This is a genomic window from Noviherbaspirillum massiliense JC206 (assembly GCF_000312045.1).
Lineage (GTDB): Bacteria > Pseudomonadota > Gammaproteobacteria > Burkholderiales > Burkholderiaceae_D > Noviherbaspirillum > Noviherbaspirillum massiliense.
In genome coordinates, this window is record NZ_HE978634.1 from 2080109 (window position 1) to 2104810 (window position 24702).

A 24702-nucleotide genomic window follows, 5' to 3' on the forward strand; every position below is an offset into this window, starting at 1 on the left:
CCTTGCCGGCAAATTCTCTAACTGCGGCAAGGGCAATATGAGTGTGAAGGGATACGTTGATTAGGCTGTAAGTGCAGCGATTCCAGCCTTGGCAATCTGAGCGTCTTCAGTAGACTTGACGCCGGACACGCCGACTGCACCTAGGCACTGGCCGCCGACCGTGATGGGAACGCCGCCTTCAAGCATGCCTTCCAGGACCGGTGCAGTGATAAAGGAATAACGGCCGTTATTGATCATGTCTTCGTAGACCTTGGACTCGCGGCGGCCGAGCGCTGCGGTCTTCGCCTTGGCCGGCGCAATCTGGGCAGAGATCGGAGCAGCGCCATCGAGACGCTGCAGCCACAGCAAATGACCGCCATCGTCAACGATCGAAATGCTGACCGCCCAGTTGTTTGCCTTTGCTTCGGCTTCCGCCGCTGCTGCGATTTTCTTGACGTCGTCAAGCGTCAGGTATTGCTTGGATTGCATTGCGCCTCCTTGTGAAAGATGGCGGAATTTTACGTGAGTCATGCAAGGGATGCACGCGCGGAATCAGAACGCAATGAACCGCATTATTTTTTTGTCATCATCATATTTATAAGCGGCTGCAATTCATTCGCCAGCTTCCCGATATAAGGCCTTACCTGCTCTTCCTTGCCTTCTTTCAGCCATTGCAATACGGTGGCAAGGTCCGGCACGCCTCCAGGGGCAGCATCCGGTTCCGAGATATCGCCGCCGACACCACCACCCTGCTGCATTGCCCCGTCATCAAGCGCACCGGCCTTAGTGTCGCCAAGCAAAAAAGATGCTTCCTCCTCCGCACCCACCACGCCTGTTACGGCGCGCTCCATGCCGAGCACAGCGCGACGGTTTGCGGCCTCGTTCATCGCGTCAAATGTGATGGCAGACGGGTCCGAACCGCTGTCACTTAGTGACGCGAGCCCGCAGCTTGCAACCAGCGCAACATTGTCATCCTTGAGCAGGTTGGCATTGGCGATCGCCTTGCAAACCCGCAGCGCAAAAAAACGGGCCGAATCGAAATTGATGCTTCCCGTTGCCAGGGTATAGCTGGCCTCGCCGGTTTTCGCGACATGGTCAGTCTGGCGGATCGTGCGACGCAGAAGCTGCCCGATTGCATCGATGATGGCGTCCGGAGGCTGCTGAATCCCCCCTTCATGGCCAACATGTTTCAACCCAATGGAAACATTCAGGATGACGAAGTTCTTCTTGTGCTTGGCTGCGTTCGCCAGCAGCACTTCGGCCTGTGTTCGCAACTCCTCGGGAGAAGCCAGCTTCATCACAGCCGCATCCGGCGTATCGCTATGCACAAGGGCTTCCAGGCCGCGCTCGAATTCCCGCTGAGTGCTGACCAGCTTCGAAAGGATATCAAGACGCGACAGCAATTGCGCCGTGCCTATGCCTTTCGTGATCAGGTCAGTGGCGCCCGCCGCCTTGGCACGCTCGCACTCCTGCCGCTCATCGCTGCCTGAGATCACGATGACCGGGATGTCGCGTATGCGGCTGACCTTTGAACCGCGGATCCGCTGCAAAAGCCCGTATCCGTCAAGCTTGGGCATCGTCAGGTCGGTGATGACCACGCGAATGCTTGGATCAAGCAGCAGCACTTCCCAGGCCTGCTCCCCGTCGAGCGCCTCCCGGAATTCAAACATGCCTTCGATATGCTTGATTAGCGTGGCGCGCACAATACGCGAGTCATCCGCGATCAATATCCGTGGTTTGACTGAAATCTCTCCTGGTGTTTGCATAGGCCCGCACATGTCTTCCAACTATTTCAGTGCAAGCATACCTTCAGGCAACAAATTTTGACAGCATTGCCAGATTCGCTTACCCTCCGTTGGCCAAAGAATGCAACAATCGGCCGCACACAATGGCCAGCGTGAATGTGAAGGAGACTGTACATGCGACTCTGCGCCCTGATCCTCGGCTGCTGTTGTGTTTTTGGCGCCGCTCATGCCTCGGATGAACCTGGCGAAGCAGTCGAGGCAAACGCTGAATTGCCGGTCCATGCGGACAAGACATCCGAACTGACGATGCGCGCAATCGGCATGATCGGCACCAGATATAGATACGGGGGCGATGTTCCGGAAACCGGGGTGGATTGCAGCGGACTTGTGCGCTACCTGTTCAAGGAAGTATGGGACGCCGACCTGCCGCGCACCTCGACGGAAATCAGCCGATTCGGAAGGAAGATTCATCTACGCGATCTGCAACCGGGTGACCTTGTGTTTTTCAACACTTTGCGCCGGGCATATTCACACGTCGGCATTTACCTGGGCGACAACAAATTCATTCATGCCCCCGCTTCCGGCGGCCATGTCCGGATTGAAAGCATGACGCTGCGGTACTGGAAAAAACGCTTCAATGGAGCGCGCCGCATGAATGAACCTGAAGCGGATTCTGCACCTGCAAGCGACCAGGCGGCAATGGCGGCGGACGCCGGCAGACAGCATGAATGAAATGCCGGCAAGCCGTATGACGCGCCTGTTTATTGCTCCCGCTTCGCCTTCAGTTTCTGCTTGATCTCGGGTATTGCTGCTGAAGCGACCTGTTCCCCGGCAAGAATCGCCAGATTCCGGCTTGGAAAATCATTCCCCTTCATCGATCCGAGCTTAGGCTGCAGAACGATGTCCGCATCCTTCAGCTCATATTGATTGATGCTCTTTCCCATGATTGCAAAAGTTTGCAGCAGCACATCGAAAGAACTGTCGGAGGGCTGCATTTCGGGTTGCGCGGAGATATTGACCGCAATCACGAAGTCCGCGCCCATTTCACGTGCAAACCTTACCGGCACTGGAGAGACGAGGCCGCCATCGACATAGGTATGGCTGCCGATTTTCACGGGCTGGAAAACGCTGGGCACTGCAGATGAGGCCCGCACCGCAACACCGGTGTTGCCCCGCCTGAAAAGAATTGGAGCGCCGGTATGAAGGTCGGTGGCAACCGCGCCGAACGGAATCTTCAGTTTCTCTAGCGGCACGTTGTGCAGGGTCCGGTTTACGTAATTCTGCAGCGCCTCACCTTTCAACACCCCGCTCGCCTTGGCAAAAAACGGAATCGACCAGTCGGAAATTGCGGCTTCATCCATTTGCAATGCAAGCTTGTGCAGGGCGAATCCATTGTTGCCGGCTGCGTACAGAGCGCCAACCAGGCTACCCGCACTCGTCCCAACGACGATGTCGGGATAGATTCCCTGGGCTTCGAGCGCTTTGATGACGCCGATGTGGGCAAATCCGCGTGCAGCCCCTCCGCCCAGCGCCAGGCCGATCTTGATGTTGCGCGGCGCTTTTGGAAGCACTTCCGGGGGGACTACCACCGGAGCGACCGGAACGGTCTGAACAACAGCTTGTTGCGCCGTGACGGCAGATGAAGTTGGGGCGACCGGGGTCACCGTTGCACAAGCGGCAAGCGCCACGGAAACAACTAGAGCGGAAACAAAAGACAAGCGAAGCATGATGGACATGACGGAAAACTAGCGTCGTCCATTGTAGCGGAAGTTGGCGGAAAGAAATTTGTGCGGCCAGGAATTAACTTTTCCGCAATAATCTTCCGCTTTCCAGATCAGCCTGTCTTCCAGTTGGATCAGCCGATGACAGCCGCTTTCTTCGGGAATGTCGCAATAAAAGTGCTTCCCTCGCCGGGCTTCGATTCGATGGCAAGAGTGGCATCGTGTCGCAACAGGACATGCTTGACGATTGCCAGACCGAGCCCGGTTCCCTGCGTTTCCCTGGACCGCCCCTTGTCAACGCGATAAAAGCGCTCGGTCAGGCGGGAAAGATGCTCGGACGCGATACCAATGCCAGTGTCGCGCACAATGAATTGGAGACCTGATTCCGTTTCCTGCCACCGGATGTCGATGCTGCCCTCCGCCGGCGTGTAGCGCACCGCATTCGATACCAGGTTTCCAAATGCACTTCTCAACTCCTCGGTACTTCCGCTGATATCCGGGCCAGCAACTTCAAGCGAGATGCGGTGTCTTCCTGCAGACAGCGCTAGAGCCTCCTGACGGACCTGTTCAAGCAGGCCGCGGACATCCACCCTTTCCGGCCGCAGCGGATGGTCCAACGACTCCAGGCGCGTCAGGGTGAGCATGTCCTCGACGAGGTTTTGCATTCGTTTTCCCTGCTCCGCCATTAGCTTCAGGTGCGCCCCTCTCGTCTGAGAATCAAGGTCTGGCTGACTCTGGGCAATCTCCAGGAAGCCGTTGATGACGGTCAGAGGGGTGCGCAACTCATGCGAAGCGTTCGCAACAAAGTCGCGGCGCATGGTTTCAATGCGCTCGAATTCGGTCACATCATGTGTCACCAGAATCTGTCGTCGGCTTTCAAATGGAATGATCTGCACAATCAGCTTCCGATTCCGAAAACTGAGAGTCAGCGCCTGGTCGTAACGGCCAAGAATGATGTAATCCATGAATTCGGGACTGCGCAGCAGATTGGTTACGCGCATGCCCTTGTCCCGGCCAAGATCGAAACCGAGATGCCGTTCCGCGGCCGGATTGCACCATTCCAGGAACAGCACGTCATCCATGATGACCACGCCGTCCGGCAGCAGCGACATGGCTTGCCTGAACCGGGCCAGCCATTCACTCAGTTCAGCCCGGTTTTTCTCGTCATCGCGCCGCAGTTTGTACAGGCGGGCAAAAATCTCGGTCCATGCCCCCCACCCGTCCGGCAGCTTTTCACTGGCTGGATGTTCAAGCCACTCGGCGAGCTGGTCAAGATAATGCAGCTGCACGATCAGCAATGCGCACATGACCGCCATACCGGCAGCCAGCGCAGGGACCGGGCCATAAAAATATCCCAGGATGCCGACACCAACCAGGATCAGTGCAAGCCGCAGAAAGACGGGAATCCAGAACAACAGGCGCTGGCTCATGATTAGACTTATTTTTCCGACAGCATGTAGCCCACGCTACGCACTGTTTTGATCAGGGATTCTGCGTCCTTGAGCACCTTGCGCAGACGCAGCACATGGACATCCACGGTCCGCTCTTCGATCGCCACATGGTCTCCCCAAACCCGGTCCAGCAACTGGCTCCGCGAGAATACGCGCTCAGGATGCGCCAGCAAGAACTTCAGCAACTTGTATTCGGTGTTGCCGATATCGATCTTCTGGCCATGAAGCGTGACCGTGCAGCTAACCGGGTCAAGGGAAACGGCGCCTGCGCTCATCAATTGCTGCGCATGTTCCGGACTCTTGCGGCGCAATAGCGCCTTGATCCGGGACGTCAGCTCGCGCGGAGAAAAAGGCTTCGTTATATAGTCGTCCGCGCCGCTGTCCAGGCCGGCAATCTTGTCTTCCTCCATGCCCTTCGCCGTCAGCATGATGACAGGGAGCGCATGAAACTGCCGGTCATTGCGAATCCTCGTCAATAAGCTCAAGCCGCTCTGGTCCGGCAGCATCCAGTCCAGCAACATCATCTGCGGCATGCGGTGCTGGATAGAGGTCCATGCTTCCGCCGCCGTCTGCGCTACGGAGACATTCCACCCGCCAGCCTTGAGAGTAAAGCTCAGCAGCTCGGCAATCGCCGGCTCATCTTCAACAATAAGTATGGTGGCTTTCTCAACTGCCATGACTATACAGAGCTTTCCGGCTTGGAATGCGCGTAACCGGTATGGCGGATATCCTTTCCCTCAACGATATAAACGACATATTCGGCGATATTCTTCGCATGATCACCAATGCGCTCGATCGCCTTGGCAACCCAAAGGGTATCCAGGGCCGACGAGATGGTTCTCGGATCTTCCATCATGAATGTGATCAGGGTGCGCATGATGGAACGGAATTCATGGTCGACAACCTCGTCCTGCGCGATTATTTTCGCCGCCTGCTCCTGATCGAGACGCGCAAAAGCATCCAATGCATCATGCAGCAAATCGGCGGCCCGGCCCGCCAGAACCCGGATCGTCTCATAATGATTGAGCGCACCCGCTATGCCCCGTTCATGGAGCTCCTTCGCCGTGCGCGCAATCTTCGTCGCCTCGTCGCCGATGCGCTCCAGGTCGGTAATGACCTTGACGGTCGCCATGACAGTACGCAAGTCATTTGCGGCAGGCTGGCGCCTGACGATCAGGTGGCTGCAGGAATCGTCCAGGGTCACTTCGAGCCGATTGACCTGTTCATCCGCCTTGATCACCTCGTCGGCCTGATTCGAATTCCCGGTGCGGAAACAAGCGATCGCGTCATTGAACTGGCTCTCGACCATTCCGCCCATGAGCAGCACTTTGGAGCGTATTGCCTCCAGATCCAGATCATATTGTTTTGAAGAGTGGTCACCCGGCATCAGATTCTCCTAAATGCATCATTCATTGCTCATGCTCCGAAATTATCCAAAGCGGCCAGTAATGTAATCCTGGGTCTCCTTCTTCGCAGGATTCATGAAAATCTGGTCGGTTTCACCGAACTCTACCAATTCGCCCAAATACATGTAGGCCGTGTAATCCGAGCAGCGGGCCGCCTGCTGCATGTTGTGCGTCACGATCGTGATGGTGTAATCGTGTTTCAACTCGTTGATCAATTCCTCGATTTTCGCAGTCGAAATGGGGTCGAGTGCCGATGTCGGCTCGTCCAGCAACAGCACGTCCGGCTTGACCGCGATGCCGCGCGCGATGCACAGCCGTTGCTGCTGGCCGCCAGACAGGCTCAGGCCGCTCTTGTCCAGCTTGTCCTTGACCTCATCCCATAACGCGGCTTTCCTGAGTGCCCATTCCACCCGTTCATTCATTTCGCCACGAGAGAGTTTCTCATACAGGCGCACGCCGAAGGCGATGTTCTCGTACACCGACATCGGAAAAGGCGTCGGCTTCTGGAACACCATGCCCACTTTCGCACGCAGGATATTCACATCCTGATCAGGGTCGAGAATATTGCGGCCCTGGTAGAAAATCTCCCCTTCCGCGCGCTGACCGGGGTACAAGTCGTACATCCGGTTCAGCGTGCGCAACAAGGTAGATTTGCCGCAGCCGGATGGACCGATGAATGCCGTCACCTTTTTCTCATGAATATTCAGGTTGACATCCTTGAGGCTCTGGAAATTACCGTAATAAAAATTGAGATGCGAGATTTCCAGAATGGCCTTCGCGGCAGAGGAAGATAGGGATTGACTCATTTTAATTAGGAATCTTTTGTCTGAACAAGGTACGTGACAGGATGTTCAGGCCGAGTACGCTGAAGGTGATCAGCAGTGCTCCGCCCCAAGCCAACGTGCGCCAGTTTTCATATGGGCTCATTGCAAACTGATAGATCACCACCGGAAGATTGGCCAGAGGCGCGTTCATGTTGGTACTGAAAAACTGGTTATTCAGCGCGGTGAATAAAAGAGGCGCGGTTTCCCCGGAAATCCTTGCAACTGCGAGCAGCACACCTGTCATGACGCCGGCTCTGACCGCGCGCAGGCGCACCATCATCGCCACTTTCCAGCGTGGCGCACCGAGCGAAAATGCCGCTTCCCGCAGGCTGTTCGGCACCAGCCTGAGCATGTTGTCGGTAGTTCGCACGACAACCGGAATGGCGATCAGTGAAATGGAGAACGTGCCGGCCCATCCGGAAAAGTGCTTGACGTTCGCCACGTAAATCGCGTACACGAACAATCCGACAACAATCGATGGTGCAGACAGCATGACATCCGTGACGAAACGCGTGACACGGGCCACCCAGCTCTGCTCGCCATACTCGGCGAGGTATATTCCTGCGAGAATGCCGACCGGTGTGCTGATGAGCGTTGCGGCTCCCACCATCATCAAACTGCCGACAATCGCATTCAACAATCCGCCACCTTCATCCCCGGGCGCTGGCGTCGTCATGGTGAACATCGCGGGATGCACTGCGCCTATGCCCTTGAGCAGCAGTGTCATTAAAATCCATGCCAGGAATGAGAGACCGATTACCATTGCGGCAACCGACAGCGCCATTCCAAGTCTGTGCTTCCATAAACGCCTGCGGTAGACCGGATTCATCATTTGGCTCCCTCTTTCCGTGCCAGGCCCATCAGCATGAATTTCGCCAGCGACAGCACCACAAAGGTGATCAGAAACAGAATCAGGCCGAGCGCGAACAGCGAGGACAGATGCAGCTTCGATTCCGCTTCCGCGAATTCATTGGCCAGCGTAGAGGCAATGCTGCTCCCGGGAGAGAAAAGCGACCACGACAATGCCTGGGCATTGCCGATGACGAAGGTGACGGCCATGGTTTCACCCAGCGCCCGTCCAAGGCCCAGCATCACACCTCCTACCACGCCGGTTTTCGTATACGGGAGAACAACCCTTCTCACGACCTCCCACCTGGTGCAGCCGAGGCCATAGGCGGATTCCTTCAACACCGCGGGAACGACCTCGAAGACATCGCGCATTACCGAGGCAATGAATGGAATGATCATCACGGCCAGGATCAGGCCGGCGGTCAAGGTGCCAATTCCCATCATCGGCCCTTTGAACAATTCGCCAAGGAACGGGATCTGGCCCAAAGTGTTCTTCAATGCAGGCTGCACATAGTCTGCGAAGACGGGCGCAAATATGAACAGCCCCCACATGCCATAGATGATGCTCGGTATTCCCGCAAGCAGCTCCACTGCCATCCCGAGTGGGCGACGCAGATTTACCGGACAGATTTCGGTAAGGAACAGTGCAATTCCGAAACTCAGGGGCAAGGCGATCGCAAGCGCAATGAATGAGGTGGCCAGCGTGCCCACGATGGCGATCAGGGCGCCATATTTGTCATTCACCGGATCCCATTCAATGGTTGTGATGAACGATGGACCGAATTCCTTGAACGCCGGCCAAGCGCCGATGACGAGGGAAACGATAATACCGCTCAGGACCAGCAGGACGCTCAATGCGAATGCCAGCGTGATTTTATGAAACAGGAAATCCTGCAGCCGCTGCATGCGGACAGTCGAAGCGAGCGCCTTCGCTGCAGTTTCGGCTTGTTCTGTCATGCGGCCTGACTGCTTGGCGCAGGCCGCAGATGAAGGCGTGTGTACATTCATGGTTTAAAAGGCAGATCGAACGAACTGGCCGCGTCCTTGCGAATTCATCGGGATGCGGCCAGTTTCGGTGCAGGGCAAGCTTCCAAGCCTTACCAGATGGCCTTGCCGGTGCTGTCTTTCAATTGCGCTTTCCACGCATCCTGCACCAGCTTGGCTACCGAGGCAGGCATGGCGACATATTCAAGTTCCGAAGCCATCGCGCCGCCATTCTTGTACGCCCAGTCGAAGAACTTCAGCACTTCCTTGGCTTTTGCCGCATCGGCCTGCGTCTTGTGCATCAGGATGAACGATGCCCCGGTAATCGGCCAGCTGCCCTTTCCGGCCTGGTCGGTCAGGATGACTGCGAAGCCCGGAGTTTTTGCCCAGTCCGCGCCGGCTGCAGCCGCTTTGAACGCCTCGTCGTCAGGTTGCACGAATTGTCCATCGCGGTTCTTCAATTGGACATGCGCCATATTGTTTCTCTTCGCATAGGCATATTCGACATAGCCGATCGAGTTCTTCATCCGCTGGACGTTTGCGGCAACGCCCTCATTCCCCTTGCCGCCGATGCCAGCCGGCCATTTGACCGCCGTGGACGCGCCCACCTTCGACTTGAATTCGGGATTGACTTTGGACAGGTAGTCCGTGAACAGGAAAGAGGTGCCGGATCCGTCGGCGCGGTGTACCACTGTAATGTCTTCTGCAGGAAGTTTGAGCCCGTCATTGAGAGCGGCAATTTCGGGAGCGTTCCATTTGGTGACTTTCCCGAGGTAGATATCTGCAAGTACTTGCCCGGTCAGTTTCAATTGCCCCGGCGCGACTCCTGCCAGGTTAATCACGGGCACCACCCCGCCCATGATTGCAGGGAATTGGGTCAGGCCGTCCGCATCCAATTCTTCCGCCTTCAGAGGCATGTCGGATGCGCCGAAGTCGACAGTCTTGGCCTTGATCTGCTTGATCCCGCCACCTGAGCCTATTGACTGGTAATTCAGGCCGACGCCGGTAGCTTTCTTGTAGGCTTCCGCCCATTTTGCATAAATCGGATAGGGGAATGTCGCACCTGCCCCGGTGATATCTGCTGCAATGGCGGAAGAGAAAGCCATTGTAGCGGCGGCCGTTACTGCCAAAGACTTCAAGAATCGGTTCATACCTGCTCCTTTATGATGGGAAAGCAGTTCGAACTCTAATGAAGATTTATGACAGGTTTATGACAACTGAAATAATCAGTGTCATAAAGGCAGGCCGGCGGAATAAGAGTCTACAGTGCCAGGGATATGACATGCAGCCCTAACCCGACCAGGCCGCCGACCAAAGTGCCATTGATTCGGATGTATTGCAAGTCTTTCCCGACGTGTAATTCCAGCTTGCGCGACACGGTTTCCGCGTCCCATTTCCGGATGACGCGCGCCACCAGGTCTGCAATCATCTTCCGCCGCTCTACGATCACTTCGGTCGCCAGCAGGCGGATCCCCTGATTGATCTTGCTTTGCACCTTGGCGTCGCGCAGCAGGTCTGCGCCAACATTGCGGAATGCCTGTTCCAGCCTTGCGCGCATCCTGGAATCCTTGCTGGCGGCATCGGCGACAAGCCTTTCCTTGATTTCAAGCCAGACGTGCATGACGTAGTCGCGAAACATGGGATGGGCGAGTACTTCCCTGACCAATGAATCGATCTTCGCCTCATATTCCGGCGACGTTCGCAGTTTTTCGATGAACGCATTGGTCGCATGCTCGAAGCGCAGGCGCCATTCGCTGTCTTCATCCCGCATTTCGGCAAGTGTGCTTTCCAGCGCATCGAGCAATCGCTGGTACAGCTTGTCATCGATGGTTTTGGGCAGCCAGCGCGGGCTCGCTTCATGGATGCGCCAGCGGATATACGACTTGTTGTGATCCAGTGTTCCTGCCGCCATCTCGATCAGCTGGCTGAACAATTCCTGGTGATGGTTCCTGGCGGCCATGATTGTCAGCACTTCAGCGCATATCGGCGCGAATTTCACGCCTTCCAGAGCCGAACTGATCCTGCCCTGAATGAAATGCTGTATATCCTCATCCTCGACGACGCGCAGCAGCGCGGGAACACCCTTCATGATCTGGCGTGCAACTGCAGCACTGTTTTCCGACCGCGCCAGCCATTGCGCGGCAGCGCCGGCAAAGTCAATCGTACGCAACTCGTCCCGGATGATTTCCTGGGTGATGAAATTATTCTCAAGAAAGTTGGCGAGGCTCTCTCCTATCCTTTCCTTGTTCCTCGGAATGATGGCGGTATGCGGAATCGGCAACCCAAGCGGAGCCCTGAACAAGGCGGTGACTGCGAACCAATCCGCCAGGGCGCCCACCATCGCGGCTTCCGCAAAGGCGCTGACAAAAGACAGATAACTCCACTTCGGCTGCAGCAGCCTTGCGGCAACAAACACCACAGCCATCAATACAAGCAGACCGGTCGCAAGCCGGCGCATTCTTCTAAGCTGTATCAGTTGCTCGGATTCCTGCATCGATGGATACACCTTTACTTGTTTATTCAGGATAACAATTCGAGCATCAAATCATTCAAATAGTTCGGCTTTGACAACATGAACCGCACTTTCGCCCCTGCCGGAAGATGAAAGCCCCGAATAGATGTCTGCGGCACATCAAGGCACCAGCGGATAAGGAGGAATGTACCTGCCCCTGCAGCAAGGCCCATGTCATGATGTCCAGTAAGATCAGAGATTGGCAATGCCAATCGGCCGTTTTCAATGAAGCCGTGGTTGCCGCCAGGTGATTACGCGAAGCAAGGCTGTACAAGCATGACCCGTTACGCACTCTACTTCACTCCTGCCCCTGATTCTTCCTGGTGGCAGGCAGGTTGCAGCTGGCTGGGACGCGACCCCGCACGCAATATCGAATGTTCTCGCCCCGCGATCGTCAATGTGCCAGTTGACATATTGAACCGGTTGACGGAGGAAGCCCGCCGGTATGGGTTTCATGCGACGCTGAAGGCGCCATTCCATCTTGCAAACGGCTTTACCGAAACGCACGTGAATGCGATGGCAGATGCATTTTGCGCCGTCCAGCAGCCTATCATCCTGCACGACGTGAAAGTTCGCCCGCTTGGCGAGTTTCTGGCACTTCGGCCGGCCGGCCCCGTCCAGGATATCTGTGCGCTGGCTACGCGTTGCCTCGACTATTTCGACCTGCTGCGAAAGCTACCGGATGCAGAAGAATTGGATGAACATCGTCGTGTAGGCTTATCGGAGCGTGAAGAGGCCTTGCTGCAGCGCTGGGGCTATCCATACGTCGAAGAAAAATTCCGCTTTCACCTGACGCTTACCGGCCCGCTGGCCGGCTTGCCTTCCGATGCTGCGTTGGCAGTAAAGAGCGCCGCCCAAGCCTGTTTTGCGACTGCCCAGGCTGCGGAGCCGCTCGTCATTGACGGGTTGAGCCTATTCAAGGAAGAGCACCCCGGCGAGCCCTATGTTCTCTTGCGCCGCATTTCTTTTGGAGCAAGACCGCCGGCAAACTTGCTTCCCCCGCGCGGCAAGCTGTTTTACATCGTCGGTCCTTCCGGAGTCGGCAAGGACACCTTGATCCAGTGGGCGCAACAGCGCGTGGGTGCCAGGCAGCGGGTTGTGTTTGCGCAGAGAATATCCACCAGGCCGGAGGCTTCAAGCAGTGCACAGGACTTCGTGGACAGGGAAACCTTTTTGCGACTGGAAAAATCTGGCCACTTCGCAATGACCTGGTCGGCACATGGCTTTTTCTACGGAATCCCGCGCAGCATTGAAGCCGACCTTGCAATCGGATGCAACGTCGTTGTCAACGGTTCGCGCGAATACCTGCCGCAGCTGCGACGGCAGTTTCCCGGCACGCGAGTCATCTGGATCGATGCAGATGCAGCGCTGATCCGACAAAGAATCGAAGCACGCAGGCGGGAATCCGGTATCGCCCTGCGAAGCCGGCTGGAACGGACCAGCCGCTTTCCGCGCCCAGACAGTCAGGAAATCATCCATATCGATAATAGCGGGCCGCCGGGAATCGCCGGGCAGCGCCTGCTGCAAATATTGGAAGATGAAAGCAAGGCGAATTTGAATACATGATTTTCCGCAGCCAAGAGGTTGGCAGCACGCCGCCTCGTGGGATTAAAGCGTCACGTGCGCCCTATCTGAATGAAAAATACTCATACTGCAGATTGCCCTCGGGGATGCCGCTCTTGCGCATCTGCAGCCGAATCTGTTCCAGCAGACCCTGCGGGCCGCAAAAGCTGATGTTGACTTCCCTCGCGCCGGCGACCTGGACAATTTCGGCGAAGCGCTTGGTGAAAGCCGGGCTTGCGGCTCCCTCTGAAATGGGGACGAATTCCGCGCCCCGCTCCCGAGCCATTTCGCCCAGCACTTCGGCGCTCGGAAACTCGCGGCCCGGCGTAAAGAAATAGAAGAAGGTGACCTTCTCAAAGCCCTGTGCGGCCTCGTCCTTCAGCCAGGCGACGAACGGCGAAATTCCGACACCCCCCGATCCAGACTTCCCGCTTCGCGGCACCACGACGCTTGAAGCGCCCATAAGGTGCATAGATGTTGGCCCGCATTCCGATTTTAGTCCGGGCAATGAGCTTGCGGGTATGGTTGTCCAAATTACGGATAAGGAAGTCGACCTGACCATCGGAGCCGCTGGCGCTGGCAATCGTGAATGGATGGGGCTCGCGCATCCCGTCTTCGGTCATTGTCAGAAATCCGAATTGACCAGGCTCGAAACGGATTGGGCTCTCCACCGGTTTGAGCATCAAATGCACCGCATTGCTGCCGGGCGCGACTCCAGTCACCTCCTATTCGGCATGACTTGATACGAAGCGATACAAGAAGAGCTTGTAAGCGGCGGCCACGATTCCCACCGAAGAGACACCCGCCAGCCAGATTCCTGCCGGACTCGCCAGCTCGATGGGCGTTTTGATGCTCAACGAATGCAGGACTACGATCAGAAACAACGGCCCGGAAAGCTTGTGCCACCAGCGCCATGATGGGTGCCGTATCCCATCCCTGCATGCCGGCTCTGAACAACAAGTGAAACGAGGCAAAGCCTAGCGCCCATATCCCCATCCACTTGCGTGCCCTGTAAACCCGGTCGAGGCCTCCGAACCAGGACTCGATGAATCCCCCAGCGCTCTCCCAGAGTCGCCGCCGTCGCCATTAATGCCAGAGCGGTAACGCCGGAAGCGAGACTGAAGGCCGCTGTAGAAAACCAGTCCCGGGAAGGGATTTCAGAAAATGTCAGCAGAAAACTGATTGCCGCGGGTAACAGGACGGCTTGCCATAGCCTGATATGCATATCGTCAAATCTTGTGCGTTTGAATTGATGTCGCGGAAATGCGCTCAACTTTCTTTATCGACATATCACAACCGTGAAGTTCGACAAGTTCCAATTTGATAGTTCCCAAGGTACTCCATGGACCGGCAAGCCATTCCCCCTGTATTGAGACCAGTCAGAATGATGGTAAATAGCGTGCGGCGAAAATTGGAGCAGCGGCAGACTAAGAGCTTCGTCGACTGGAGCAGCGAAAAGAGAAGAAGTGCTGCAAACCCGCGTCAGAACTCAGTTAGTGCACCAAGCCGAGGATCAGAATTGAAAATCCTCACCACCCTGGCTTTTGGACATGTATGAAATGCACCCCAGGCGCGTTTTTGCGAGAGACGGAATAAAGCGCTGCATGGAAGCACCAAACAAGATGATGCACTGGAGCTTTTTGGGCAATGATGGAGAAGCCACTTATTCCCGTCGTGATTGTCGGCATTCAAAACAGAATCGGCCTGGCCCTGGTCCGGGACCTGGGCCGACACAGAGTGCCGGTGTATGGGTTTTCCACCGATCCGGCGGCTCCGGCCCTAGTATCACGTTATCTCCACAAAGGTTACGTCCGGGCTCCCGAAGAACCAGCGTTCATCGATCAGCTTGCTGCCTTGGGACACAGATTGGGACAGGCATGCCTCATTGCCCATGTCGAATGCGACATCGCCCTGTTAAACCGCCATCGACACCAGTTGCATGCCTTCCGGTTCTTATTTCCTGATGATGCGCATATGCAAAGAGTGGTCAATAAAGAGCAGACCTATTTGACTGCTCAAAAGATCGGTATTGCCGTACCCCGTACTGCTCAGATCCGCTCTCTCGACGAGATCGCCCACGTTTTGGGAACCTGGCAATTTCCCGTGGTGCTGAAATGGCCCAACCCTTACGCCGTCATGCCTGCATTAGCCAAGGTCGGACTGCCCTTTGAAAAATCGCATTACTGCTATTGCGCAAGTGAGCTCCTGCACTATGTGCGCCAATTCGCGTCCATCAACCAGTTTCCCTTAATTCAGGAGTATTGCCCGGGCGACGGGCTTGGCATTTCCATGTTCGTGGCAGGCGGTCATGCTTGTCAGGTATTTCAACACCGAAGAATTCATGAATGGCCGCCGGAAGGCGGTGTATCCAGCATGGCGCAATCCGAAGCGCCCGCCCCTGCGCTTGTCGCGCAATCCGTGGCGCTGCTAAGGGCATTAGATTGGGAAGGCATTGCCATGGTGGAGTACCGGATGGATCCGACGACGGGTCAAGCCGTCCTCATGGAAGTCAATGGCAGATACTGGGGGAGTCTGGCGCTTGCCAGCCATGCCGGCGTATCCTTCCCTTGGCTGGCGTATCAGGCCATGATACTGCATCAGCCAATCAGACCGATCCCGTACCGCAGCGGCATCCGGTTGCGGTGCATGATTGAAGAAACCAAACGCTTGTTGCGCATCCTGTTCCAGCAACACCGAATAGCCGACCAGAGCTTAAGGTATTGGCGCCTGCCCGAACTCTGCCGATACTTCATCGATTTCTTTCGGCCACACACTGCATACCCCTTACTCCAGCGGGACGACCTGATGCCGTTCGTACGCGATACCCGCGCTTTGCTGTATCGCCTGGCGCAGCGCTTGTTCCGTTAATGCAAACGAATACACCCACGCAACATCCCGTTGCCCGGATTAGCGAGCAATAGCAGGCGGCTTGATGAAGTCATTCGAACCCGAAAAATGCGGTCAAGCCTGAGGAACCGGAGCGCGATTGTGCCTGCCGACACCAACATCTCCTGATAGCCAGACGCCGCTGCCACCCTTTTATTCGCCGGTGCTCGCCGCGGGCGGAGTCCGTCTCAGAAAAGGAACAATCATTTGCCCCCAAAAACTATTCGGCATCGATTCGCTGAGACCGTATCTGTTCGGCGGGACTTTACCTTGTGGGATATGTGCTGTTCGAAACAAAAAATCGAAAAGCACCAAGTGCGGTGCGAAATCTTTGTTGTACGCCTCCGGAACAGAGCAATGGTGCCAATGATGAAATGTGGGACTGGCTATGATCCAGCGCAGTGGCCCATAATCCACCTTGATGTTCGAATGGTTGAGAAAGCCTTGGAATCCCAACACTATTGTGTAGGCAAGCAGTGGAGTATTGGAAAATCCGAGACCAAAGATCGGCACAAGCTGGAAGCAGTCTCCCAATATCTTGTCGAGTGGATGCACACGCACATTTGCGAGCCAATCCATTCGCACTGACGTATGGTGGATCTTGTGGAATCTCCATAGCCATACGTATTGATGCGCACCTCGATGATAGAAATAGGCGAGAAAGTCCGCCAGAAGCACAATCTCGATGAACTGAAGCCATCCCGGTTGTTGTCCCGCTATACCATCAGACTCAAACCCGAATGCCCACCGGATGATCAGTATGGCCGATACGGTGATGGCATCTGAAAGGCGGCCGACGAAGCATCCCACGACGTAGTAGGTGACATCAGTCATCCAGCCCGGTCGCAGCACGCTCTGATGCCGAAAAGGAAGATATCGTTCAAGCGTTACAAATACCAACGCGAACATTGTAAAACCCGCAAAGATCTCAAGGATGATCGGCGCGGACATGAGAGTCTATGCACCCGCAAAAAGGAAACAAGACGAGGATCGCAGAAATGGCGTCAGGGCCACTGAGCGTCTGCTTTTTAAGCTATTTGACCAATTGCTCGTGTCAAGAATCGGGCTCGCACGACACTGCGGCATCTCAATAACGCATGAATTCCTGTGTACGAGGCGAATGCAATTCGAACCGTACTACGCTTCATGCAGGGGTCCCAATAAGCTTGCACATCGCGCACCCGTGTTGCTTGGGTTTAAGAATTCCCAGCTGATTGCAATACGCCTACAACGAAAACAGAAACGGCCTTCGGATGAGCCCGTGAAGCATTGCCTGATCAAGACAGTGGCGTGATTGATGAGAAGAAAAAGGCGCGGGGAGAGGCAGGTTTTCCCACGCCAGGCAAAATAAAAGCCGCTTGGAAGCGGCTTTGAGTGTAATGCTAAGTACTTGATATTCTTGGCGGAAAGGGAGGGATTCGAACCCTCGATACGCTTGCACGTATACTGGATTTCGAGTCCAGCGCATTCGACCACTCTGCCACCTTTCCTGGTCGGTCATTTGCAGCGGGTACATGCCGCAAAGCGCGAAATTATAACAGAGTCTTTTCCTGTTCGTAACCCCTGGCGATTTTTGCATGCGCCCTCTGCCGCATTTACATACGGCAAATGGCACCAATCACCCTTGAGCTTCCGGCGACAAACGCTTCAAGCCACCCATATACGGCTGCAATGCTTCCGGGATCTCGACACTGCCGTCCGCCTGCTGGTAGTTTTCGAGAATGGCGACCAAAGTGCGTCCTACCGCCAGGCCGGAACCGTTGAGGGTATGGACCAGTTCCGGTTTGCCTTGGGCATTGCGGAAGCGCGCCTGCATGCGGCGTGCCTGGAAGGCTTCGCAATTCGAGATAGAAGAAATTTCGCGATAGGTGTTCTGCGCCGGCAGCCAGACTTCGAGGTCGTAAGTCTTAGCGGCACCGAATCCCATGTCGCCGGTGCACAGAGCCACCACGCGGTAAGGCAGGCCGAGTTTCTTCAGGATGTTTTCCGCATGCCCGACCATTTCTTCCAGCGCGTCGTAGGAATTTTCCGGGTAGACGATCTGCACCATTTCCACCTTGTCGAACTGGTGCTGGCGGATCATGCCACGAGTGTCGCGGCCGTAGCTGCCCGCTTCGGAGCGGAAGCATGGTGTGTGCGCAGTAAGCCGGACCGGGAGCGCATCGGCGCCGAGGATTTCATCGCGCACCATGTTGGTCAGCGAGACTTCGGAGGTCGGGATGAGGTACAGAGCCTCGCCCTCACCTTCCTGCCCGCCCTTCTTGACAGCGAACAGGTCGGCTTCGAATTTCGGCAACTGTCCCGTGCCGCGCAGGGAGTCGGCATTCACGATGTACGGCGTATAGCATTCAGTGTAATTGTGCTCGATGGTGTGCGTGTCGAGCATGAATTGCGCCAGCGCCCGATGGAGACGGGCGATACCGTTCTTCATTACGGCAAAACGCGAGCCGGCCAGTTTGGCGGCGACATCGAAGTCCAGGCCCAGCTTCGCGCCGATGTCCACGTGATCGCGCACTTCGAAATCGAAAGCGCGCGGCGTCCCCACCTTGCGCACTTCGACATTCGCGCTTTCATCCTGTCCCACCGGGACCGATTCGTGCGGCAGGTTGGGGATGGACAGCATGAATTCGCTGAGCTTGGCCTGAACTGCATCGAGGCGCTCGGCCGACGCCTTCAGTTCATCGCCGATGCCGGCGACTTCGGCCATTACGGCGGAAGTGTCCTCGCCTTTTCCCTTGAGCATGCCAATCTGCTTGGACAAGGCATTGCGCTTGCCCTGCAATTCTTCCGTACGGGTCTGGATTTGCTTGCGCTCGGCTTCAAGCGCATTGAAGGCGGCGACATCGAGCTGGAACTTGCGCGTCGCCAGGCGGGCAGCAACGGCATCGATGTCCTTGCGGAGAAGTTGAATGTCGATCATGGAATTGCCGGTTTCTGATTGCGAAACCGCCATTGTACCAAGCGCTCGCGAGCACAAGCGCGGCCGACAAGCGGCTGGCTGTTGATTATTGCCAAATCAGATGGATGAAAACCGGTGAGATGCGCGTGAGGAATCTGACCGACACGCAGCGTGACCAATAGCATGAAGCGCTTGGCGCGCAAGAAACTGGCGCTAAGCCTTGACCTTCTTCGCCTCGCGATCCAGCGCACGCAAATACGCCAGCTTTTCCCCGATCTTTCCTTCCAGGCCACGCGGCGTGGGCTGGTACCAATGCGGCTCCTTCATCCCTTCAGGCAGATAGGTTTCCCCGGCCGCATAGGCATCCGGTTCGTCATGCGCATATCGATACAGCTTCCCGTAACCGAGTTCCTTCATCAGCCTGGTCGGAGCATTACGCAAATGCTCGGGCACCGGGCGCGACTTGTCCTTGGCAACGAAGGCGCGGGCGGCATTGTAGGCGTTGTAGACAGCATTCGACTTGGCTGCGCAGGCGAGATAAACCACTGCTTCCGCCAGCGCCAGTTCGCCCTCAGGCGAGCCGAGCCGCTCGTAGGTTTCGGCGGCATCGAGCGCTAGCCGCAGTGCACGCGGATCGGCGAGCCCGATATCTTCTGCCGCCATGCGAATGATGCGGCGCGCGAGGTAGCGGGGGTCGGCGCCACCGTCGAGCATGCGCACGAACCAGTAGAGCGAGGCATCCGGATTCGAGCCGCGCACCGACTTGTGCAATGCCGAGATCTGATCGTAAAAGGCATCGCCGCCCTTGTCGAAGCGGCGCAGATTTTCCGACAAGGCAGTGGACAGCAATGCTTCATCCACCTCCTGTTGTTCGTTTGCGGCGGCAGCACGGGCGACGATCTCGAGATTGTTGAGCAACTTGCGTCCGTCGCCATCGGCGCTCGCGATCAGGCTGGCCTTCGCGCCTTCGGTAAAGCGCAGGCCACCCAGTTCTTGGGAACAGGCGCGCTCCATCAGCGCCGCCAGGTCGTCCTCGGTCAACGACTTGAGCACATATACCGCCGCCCGCGACAGCAGTGCGCCGTTCACCTCGAAGGAAGGGTTTTCAGTGGTCGCGCCGATGAAGGTGAACAAGCCGCTTTCCACATGCGGCAGGAACGCATCCTGCTGGCTCTTGTTGAAGCGGTGCACTTCGTCGACGAACAGGATGGTGCGACGGCCGGAAGTGGCGCGCACCAGTTCCGCCCGCTCCACCGCCTCCCGGATGTCCTTGACACCCGACAGCACGGCCGACAATGCAATGAAATCCGCATCGAAACTGTCCGCCATCAGACGCGCCAGCGTCGTCTTGCCCACACCCGGCGGGCCCCACAGAATCATGGAATGCGGTTCGCCGGATTCGAAGGCAACGCGCAGAGGCTTACCGGGCCCGAGCAAATGCTGCTGGCCGATGACGTCGTCGAGCGAGCGCGGGCGCAAGCGCTCAGCTAGGGGAGGAAGCGACATGGCTTTGGCAGGGTGACAGGCATGTGTCGAAATCAAAGGCGGGCAAGAGGCATGGATGGCAAACTTTTCCGCGAGGTGTCCATTCCCGGCTGGCCAGGAATGCGGACAGACTTATTGCTGGAATACGTCCGCCCCCTTGGGCATCACGAACTTGAACTGGTCCGGCGCCATGGGCGGATTCTTTTCAAACTTGCTGAATGTCAGCTGTGACACCTGGCCAAATGAATCGCGCAGTTCCATCGCCTGCGGCACACCATCCTTCAGGCCGATCAGTATGCGATCGAAATTCGTGTCCTTCGCCTTCGGCGTTGCTTCCAGCCACTCCAGTCCATCCCTGGTTCCCGCCTCTTTCAAAGCGAAATTCTTTTCCAGGTCATTGCTGCCGAACAGGATCGCGGCCGGCGAAGATCCGAGGGCATTTCCGAGTTTTTTGACCGTGACCTGGTTCAGGTCCTTGTCATAGATGTAAAGTTTTTCACCGTCCGCCTGCAGAACCTGCTCGTACGGTTTTTGATAGGTCCAGATGAATTTGCCGGGGCGGGAAAACTTGAATGTGCCGCTCGCAGGATTGGACACCTTGGTCGTGCCATCCATGGTCTTCACCTGACGCTGAAGGAATTCGCCCCTGGCGGACTTGGTGGCGGACACGAAGGACTTGAACTGGTCCAGAGCCGATGCATGGGCAAGTGCAGGCAATGCCGCAATACAGGTGGCGGCAATTGCCGCAAGCAGTTTGGTACGCCGGAAAAATCCGGTCGACTGACAGGGTTCGATGCGATTCAAAACGTTTTCCTATTCGGCATTATTCCCAGCAGGAACAAGGATCTCGCGGTTGCCGTTGGATTGCATGGATGAAACGAGGCCGCTCTGTTCCATCTGCTCCAGCAGGCGCGCAGCGCGATTGTAGCCGATACGCAGATGGCGCTGCACGAGAGAGATCGAAGCGCGGCGGTGCTTGAGGACCACCGCGACAGCCTGATCGTACATTGCGTCCGACTCGCCGCTGGCTCCGCCTTCTGCACCACCCAGAACAGGGTCGCCGCCCTCTTCCGCCGTGCCGCCTTCCAGGATGCCTTCCACATAATTCGGCTCGCCCTGCGACTTCAGGTGCTCGACCACCCGATGCACTTCATCGTCGGACACGAAGGCACCGTGCACGCGAATCGGCATGCCGGTACCGGGCGGCATGTAGAGCATGTCACCCATGCCGAGCAGTGTCTCGGCGCCCATCTGATCGAGAATGGTGCGCGAATCGATTTTGCTGCTGACCTGGAAGGCGATGCGGGTCGGGATGTTCGCCTTGATCAGGCCGGTAATCACGTCGACCGAAGGACGCTGGGTCGCGAGGATCAGGTGGATGCCCGCGGCACGGGCTTTCTGTGCGATGCGGGCGATCAGTTCTTCCACCTTCTTGCCGACCACCATCATCAGGTCAGCCAGTTCATCGATAATGATCACGATGGTTGGCAGCTTTTCCAGCGGCTCGGGCGCATCAGGCGTCAGGCTGAACGGATTCGGGATCTTTTCCTCATTCTTTTCTGCGTCGGCGATCTTCTGGTTGTAACCGGCCAGGTTGCGCACGCCAAGCTTGGACATCAGCTTGTAGCGGCGCTCCATCTCGGCCACCGCCCAGTTGAGCGCATGACCGGCCTGGCGCATGTCGGTGACGACCGGCGCGAGCAGATGAGGAATGCCTTCGTAGACCGACATTTCGAGCATCTTCGGATCGATCAGGATCATTCGCACGTAATTCGGGTCGGACTTGTACAGCAGCGACAGGATGGTCGCATTGATGCCGACCGATTTGCCGGAGCCCGTGGTACCGGCGACCAGCAGGTGCGGCATCTTCGCCAGGTCGGCAACCACCGGATTGCCGGCGATATCCTTGCCGAGCGCCACTGTGAGGCTGGACGGACTGTCGTTATAGACCTTGGAACCGAGGATTTCCGTCAACCGCACGATCTGCCGCTTCGGATTGGGCAATTCGAGTCCCATGTAATTCTTGCCCGGGATGGTTTCCACCACGCGGATTGACGTCAGGGAGAGAGAGCGGGCAAGGTCGCGCGCAAGATTGACGATCTGGCTGCCCTTCACGCCGGTTGCCGGCTCGATCTCGTAGCGCGTAATCACCGGGCCCGGATAGGCCGCAACCACTTTCGCCTCGACGCCGAAGTCGGAGAGCTTCTTCTCGATCAGGCGACTGGTGAATTCCAGCGTGTCGACGCTGACGGTTTCCTGGGCCGCCGGCGGCTCATCGAGCAGCGAAAGCGGCGGCAGATTGGTGTCCGGGAGGTCGTTGAACAGAGAAACCTGCTTTTCCTTTTCGACGCGCTCGGATTTCGGCACGGCCACCACCTGGGGCTCGATGCGGATCGGCGGCGCTTCGACGATCTTTGCACGCTCCTGCACCACCACTTCCTCGCGCTTGACCGCAGCGACATGGCCAACCTTGCGATCCTGGCGCTCCACATAAAATTTGCGCATGCGTTCGATGACGCCTTCGATCATCGCACCGATACGCTCCGCAACCGACAACCAGGATATATGGAAAAACAGGCTGAAGCCGACGCCGAACAACATCAGGAACAGGAGCGTGGCGCCATTGAAACCAAATGCAGCCTGTGCCCCATCGCCGAAATACTGGCCAAGCACGCCACCGGGTGCCCGCGGCAATTGCGCCTTCAAGGTGTACATCCGCGTATGCTCGAGAGCGGTGCTGCCGATGATCAGCAGGACGAATCCGATCGCCCGGATCCATGCCTCGTGCGGGTGCTCCGGCTCCGGCTCCTTCTGAAACAGGAACCGGTGCGACAGACGTCGGTACCCCTTCCACACGGACCGCAGCAACCATACGCAATACCACCATGCCGAAAAGCCGAAGATGTACAGCGTCAGGTCTGCCACCCAGGCCCCGGTAAAACCGCCCCAGTTATTCGGCTTTGATACCACGGCCGACTGTGACCAGCCGGGGTCGGCCTTGGAATAGGTTGCAAAGATGAGAATTAAATAAATGGTAATGCCGGTCAGCACGAACCAGCGTGCCTCCGATAACAGGCGCACCAGCCGGTTCGGCAATGGCGCCGCCTCCTGCGTCTTCTGCGCCTTCGCATTGCGCGTATAAGCTTGGGTTGTCCGGGTCATAAGATGAGAAATGGCATTCGTGAAATGCTGGAATGCGGCGGGTGTTCGGGCGCTGTCCGAGGGACTGCCGGTGCTCGCAAGGCATGTTCGACTATAATCTTAACCAGTTTTTCGGGCGCAAAACCGAATAAGCCGGGATGCAGTTGCAATTTTGCCCTTCGACCCCATATGCAAAGCTCTGCCAAACCGGTATTGGCACCGTGTATCGTCCTTGACAACCCTTACTCGTAATTCCTATGGCTACCACCAAACATGCCCAAGTCCTGATTCTCGGCTCCGGTCCCGCCGGCTATAGTGCCGCCGTCTATGCTGCCCGCGCAAACTTGAAGCCGGTCATGATCACCGGCATGGAACAGGGCGGCCAGTTGATGACCACCACCGATGTGGAAAACTGGCCCGGCGATCCGATGGGCGTTCAGGGGCCGGAGTTGATGCAACGCCTGTTGCAGCATGCCGAGCGCTTCAATACCGAAATCATTTTTGATCATATCCATACCGCGAAGCTTACTGAAAAGCCATTCCGTCTCATTGGCGACGTCGGCGAATACACCTGCGACGCGCTGATCATTGCGACCGGTGCCTCCGCCCAGTACCTTGGCCTGCCTTCCGAAGAGGAATTCATGGGCAAGGGTGTGTCGGCCTGCGCCACCTGCGACGGCTTCTTCTATCGCGGGCAGGAAGTGGCCGTGGTCGGCGGCGGCAACACCGCAGTCGAAGAAGCGCTCTATCTGTCCAACATCGCGCGCAAGGTAACGGTCATTCACCGGCGCGACAAGTTCCGTGCCGAACCCATCCTGATCGATCGCCTGAAGGCAAAAGTCGAGGAAGGAAAAGTCGAAATCAAGTGGAATCACACGCTGGAAGAAGTCACTGGCGACGCGAGCGGCGTGACCGGCATCAGGATCAAATCCACCGTGGATGGCAGCGTCCATCCGGTTGCCGTCCATGGCGTCTTCATTGCAATCGGCCACAAGCCGAACACGGGAATTTTCGACGGCCAGCTGGACATGCATAACGGCTATATCAAGACCAGGGCCGGACTGGAAGGCATGGCGACCTCGACCAGCATTCCGGGCGTATTTGCAGCTGGCGACGTGCAGGACCATATCTATCGCCAGGCGATAACCAGCGCCGGGACCGGCTGCATGGCGGCGCTGGATGCGCAGCGCTATCTGGAAAGCCACGCCGGGTAATTACTCTCCGGGCTTTGCAAAGGCTGCCACGGCAGCCCGTATC

Annotated in this window: 22 protein-coding genes and 1 tRNA gene; 4 read left to right on the forward strand and 19 right to left on the reverse strand. The window is 56.9% G+C overall.

Annotated features, from left to right (window positions below):
* Nucleotides 1–60: 60 nt before the first annotated feature.
* Nucleotides 61–468: a GlcG/HbpS family heme-binding protein gene (locus HGHM_RS10235; RefSeq protein ID WP_019141435.1), complete on the reverse strand. Its 408-nt coding sequence runs from the start codon at nt 466–468 to the stop codon at nt 61–63.
* A gap of 83 nt (nt 469–551) precedes the next feature.
* Nucleotides 552–1745 carry a response regulator gene (locus HGHM_RS10240; RefSeq protein ID WP_034348482.1) on the reverse strand — a complete coding sequence of 398 codons (1194 nt, stop codon included), beginning with the start codon at nt 1743–1745 and terminating at the stop codon, nt 552–554.
* Between the two features lie 153 nt (nt 1746–1898).
* Here HGHM_RS10240 and HGHM_RS21115 point away from each other — a divergent pair, with 153 nt between their 5' ends.
* Complete coding sequence (locus HGHM_RS21115; RefSeq protein ID WP_019141437.1) at nt 1899–2456, forward strand: C40 family peptidase; 558 nt, start codon at nt 1899–1901, stop codon at nt 2454–2456.
* 29 nt (nt 2457–2485) lie between these two features.
* Here the strand turns inward: HGHM_RS21115 and HGHM_RS10250 are convergent, their stop codons facing one another.
* From HGHM_RS10250 to HGHM_RS10290, 9 genes are all read right to left on the reverse strand, one after another.
* Nucleotides 2486–3460, reverse strand: coding sequence for a patatin-like phospholipase family protein (locus HGHM_RS10250; protein WP_026075898.1), 975 nt, complete (start codon nt 3458–3460; stop codon nt 2486–2488).
* A gap of 119 nt (nt 3461–3579) precedes the next feature.
* Entirely contained in the window at nt 3580–4875 is a 1296-nt protein-coding gene (gene phoR / locus HGHM_RS10255) for a phosphate regulon sensor histidine kinase PhoR (RefSeq protein ID WP_019141439.1), read from the reverse strand.
* Nucleotides 4876–4883: 8 nt separating this feature from the next.
* A complete protein-coding gene (gene phoB / locus HGHM_RS10260; RefSeq protein WP_019141440.1) occupies nt 4884–5573 on the reverse strand; it encodes a phosphate regulon transcriptional regulator PhoB in 690 nt (229 codons plus the stop codon).
* 2 nt (nt 5574–5575) lie between these two features.
* Complete coding sequence (phoU, locus tag HGHM_RS10265) at nt 5576–6283, reverse strand: phosphate signaling complex protein PhoU (RefSeq protein ID WP_019141441.1); 708 nt, start codon at nt 6281–6283, stop codon at nt 5576–5578.
* A 42-nt stretch (nt 6284–6325) separates the two neighbouring features.
* Nucleotides 6326–7108: a phosphate ABC transporter ATP-binding protein PstB gene (gene pstB / locus HGHM_RS10270; RefSeq protein WP_019141442.1), complete on the reverse strand. Its 783-nt coding sequence runs from the start codon at nt 7106–7108 to the stop codon at nt 6326–6328.
* Nucleotide 7109: 1 nt separating this feature from the next.
* Complete coding sequence (pstA, locus tag HGHM_RS10275; RefSeq protein ID WP_019141443.1) at nt 7110–7958, reverse strand: phosphate ABC transporter permease PstA; 849 nt, start codon at nt 7956–7958, stop codon at nt 7110–7112.
* Nucleotides 7955–8932: a phosphate ABC transporter permease subunit PstC gene (pstC, locus tag HGHM_RS10280; RefSeq protein ID WP_019141444.1), complete on the reverse strand. Its 978-nt coding sequence runs from the start codon at nt 8930–8932 to the stop codon at nt 7955–7957. The genes pstA and pstC overlap by 4 nt, the downstream gene beginning before the upstream one ends.
* A 140-nt stretch (nt 8933–9072) precedes the next feature.
* Nucleotides 9073–10110, reverse strand: coding sequence for a phosphate ABC transporter substrate-binding protein PstS (gene pstS, locus HGHM_RS10285; protein WP_034348485.1), 1038 nt, complete (start codon nt 10108–10110; stop codon nt 9073–9075).
* A 110-nt stretch (nt 10111–10220) separates the two neighbouring features.
* Entirely contained in the window at nt 10221–11417 is a 1197-nt protein-coding gene (locus tag HGHM_RS10290) for a DUF445 domain-containing protein (protein ID WP_019141446.1), read from the reverse strand.
* Nucleotides 11418–11747: 330 nt separating this feature from the next.
* Here HGHM_RS10290 and phnN point away from each other — a divergent pair, with 330 nt between their 5' ends.
* On the forward strand, nt 11748–13037 hold the full coding sequence (phnN, locus tag HGHM_RS22290) for a phosphonate metabolism protein/1,5-bisphosphokinase (PRPP-forming) PhnN (protein WP_161603777.1): 1290 nt from the start codon (nt 11748–11750) through the stop codon (nt 13035–13037).
* Nucleotides 13038–13098: 61 nt separating this feature from the next.
* On the opposite strand, the gene HGHM_RS23605 is transcribed toward phnN, so the two are convergent.
* A complete protein-coding gene (locus HGHM_RS23605) occupies nt 13099–13497 on the reverse strand; it encodes a ferredoxin reductase domain-containing protein (protein ID WP_026075903.1) in 399 nt (132 codons plus the stop codon).
* A complete protein-coding gene (locus tag HGHM_RS23880) occupies nt 13388–13756 on the reverse strand; it encodes an FAD-binding oxidoreductase (protein ID WP_407635403.1) in 369 nt (122 codons plus the stop codon). Before HGHM_RS23880 ends, HGHM_RS23605 begins: the two co-directional genes overlap by 110 nt.
* Nucleotides 13757–14681: 925 nt before the next feature.
* On the opposite strand from HGHM_RS23880, the gene HGHM_RS21130 reads away from it, so the two are divergent.
* Nucleotides 14682–15902 carry a carboxylate--amine ligase gene (locus tag HGHM_RS21130; protein ID WP_019141449.1) on the forward strand — a complete coding sequence of 407 codons (1221 nt, stop codon included), beginning with the start codon at nt 14682–14684 and terminating at the stop codon, nt 15900–15902.
* 171 nt (nt 15903–16073) lie between these two features.
* Here HGHM_RS21130 and HGHM_RS21135 read toward each other — a convergent pair whose 3' ends face one another.
* The 6 genes from HGHM_RS21135 to HGHM_RS10350 all read right to left on the reverse strand — a co-directional run bounded on the left by HGHM_RS21135 (nt 16074) and on the right by HGHM_RS10350 (nt 23466).
* Nucleotides 16074–16871 (reverse strand): sterol desaturase family protein, encoded by a 798-nt coding sequence (locus HGHM_RS21135; protein ID WP_019141450.1) that lies wholly within the window; start codon nt 16869–16871, stop codon nt 16074–16076.
* A 449-nt stretch (nt 16872–17320) separates the two neighbouring features.
* Nucleotides 17321–17410: transfer RNA gene (locus tag HGHM_RS10325), tRNA-Ser, on the reverse strand.
* Nucleotides 17411–17538: 128 nt separating this feature from the next.
* Nucleotides 17539–18840: a serine--tRNA ligase gene (gene serS, locus HGHM_RS10330; protein WP_019141451.1), complete on the reverse strand. Its 1302-nt coding sequence runs from the start codon at nt 18838–18840 to the stop codon at nt 17539–17541.
* Nucleotides 18841–19032: 192 nt separating this feature from the next.
* Nucleotides 19033–20325: a replication-associated recombination protein A gene (locus HGHM_RS10340; protein ID WP_026075904.1), complete on the reverse strand. Its 1293-nt coding sequence runs from the start codon at nt 20323–20325 to the stop codon at nt 19033–19035.
* A 111-nt stretch (nt 20326–20436) separates the two neighbouring features.
* Complete coding sequence (gene lolA, locus HGHM_RS10345; RefSeq protein WP_019141454.1) at nt 20437–21108, reverse strand: outer membrane lipoprotein chaperone LolA; 672 nt, start codon at nt 21106–21108, stop codon at nt 20437–20439.
* A 9-nt stretch (nt 21109–21117) separates the two neighbouring features.
* Nucleotides 21118–23466 carry a DNA translocase FtsK gene (locus HGHM_RS10350; RefSeq protein WP_019141455.1) on the reverse strand — a complete coding sequence of 783 codons (2349 nt, stop codon included), beginning with the start codon at nt 23464–23466 and terminating at the stop codon, nt 21118–21120.
* Between the two features lie 236 nt (nt 23467–23702).
* Here HGHM_RS10350 and trxB point away from each other — a divergent pair, with 236 nt between their 5' ends.
* Nucleotides 23703–24659, forward strand: a complete 957-nt coding sequence (gene trxB / locus HGHM_RS10355; RefSeq protein WP_019141456.1) for a thioredoxin-disulfide reductase — start codon at nt 23703–23705, stop codon at nt 24657–24659.
* Nucleotides 24660–24702 lie beyond the last annotated feature (43 nt).